Origin of the sequence: Haemophilus haemolyticus, from assembly GCF_003493605.1 — a bacterium.
In the GTDB taxonomy this organism is placed as follows: Bacteria; Pseudomonadota; Gammaproteobacteria; order Enterobacterales; family Pasteurellaceae; genus Haemophilus; species Haemophilus haemolyticus_J.
This window is the reverse complement of the sequence record NZ_QQKA01000022.1, coordinates 1-1,270: the sequence shown is the minus strand read 5'-3', so window position 1 is coordinate 1,270 and position 1,270 is coordinate 1. Positions and strand designations below refer to the sequence as shown.

Here is a 1,270-nt window from a genome sequence, read left to right as displayed (position 1 = left end):
AATGTCTAAAGAAAAATTTGAACGTACAAAACCGCACGTAAACGTGGGTACAATCGGCCACGTTGACCACGGTAAAACAACTTTAACAGCAGCAATCACAACCGTATTAGCAAAACACTACGGTGGTGCAGCTCGTGCATTCGACCAAATCGATAACGCGCCAGAAGAAAAAGCGCGTGGTATCACCATCAACACATCACACGTTGAATACGATACTCCAACTCGCCACTACGCACACGTTGACTGCCCAGGACACGCGGACTATGTTAAAAACATGATTACCGGTGCGGCGCAAATGGACGGTGCTATCTTAGTAGTAGCAGCGACAGATGGTCCAATGCCACAAACTCGTGAGCACATCTTATTAGGTCGCCAAGTAGGTGTACCTTACATCATCGTATTCTTAAATAAATGCGACATGGTAGATGACGAAGAGTTATTAGAATTAGTAGAAATGGAAGTTCGTGAACTTCTTTCTCAATATGACTTCCCTGGTGACGATACTCCAATCGTACGTGGTTCTGCATTACAAGCATTAAACGGCGTTGCAGAATGGGAAGAAAAAATCCTTGAGTTAGCAAACCACTTAGATACTTACATTCCTGAGCCAGAGCGTGCAATTGACCAACCGTTCCTTCTTCCAATCGAAGACGTGTTCTCAATCTCAGGTCGTGGTACAGTAGTAACAGGTCGTGTTGAGCGTGGTATCATCCGCACTGGTGATGAAGTAGAAATCGTAGGTATCAAAGATACAGCTAAAACTACTGTAACGGGTGTTGAAATGTTCCGTAAATTACTTGACGAAGGTCGTGCAGGTGAAAACATCGGTGCATTATTACGTGGTACCAAACGTGAAGAAATCGAACGTGGTCAAGTATTAGCGAAACCAGGTTCAATCACGCCACACACTGACTTCGAATCAGAAGTGTACGTATTATCAAAAGAAGAAGGTGGTCGTCATACTCCGTTCTTCAAAGGTTACCGTCCACAATTCTATTTCCGTACAACTGACGTAACTGGTACTATTGAATTACCAGAAGGCGTGGAAATGGTAATGCCAGGCGATAACATCAAGATGACAGTAAGCTTAATCCACCCAATCGCGATGGACCAAGGTTTACGTTTCGCAATCCGTGAAGGTGGCCGTACAGTAGGTGCAGGTGTTGTAGCGAAAATCATCAAATAATTGATGGATTCTTGAATGTCTTAAAGGCAGAAAGAAGACAAAAGAAAGTGCGGGGAAAATTCTCCGCACTTTTTGTTTATAGGT

1 protein-coding gene is annotated in these 1,270 nt (G+C 43.7%); it reads left to right on the top strand.

Features of this window, described 5'->3' with window-relative positions; genetic code table 11:
- Position 1 precedes the first annotated feature (1 nt).
- Positions 2 to 1,186, top strand: coding sequence for an elongation factor Tu (gene tuf / locus DV424_RS08815; protein ID WP_118859758.1), 1,185 nt, complete (start codon positions 2 to 4; stop codon positions 1,184 to 1,186).
- Positions 1,187 to 1,270: the final 84 nt, after the last annotated feature.

Bases quoted from the DNA above. Each gene is read 5' to 3' on its own strand.
- tuf (WP_118859758.1), top strand. From the start codon at position 2: ATGTCTAAAGAAAAATTTGAACGTACAAAACCGCACGTAAACGTGGGT.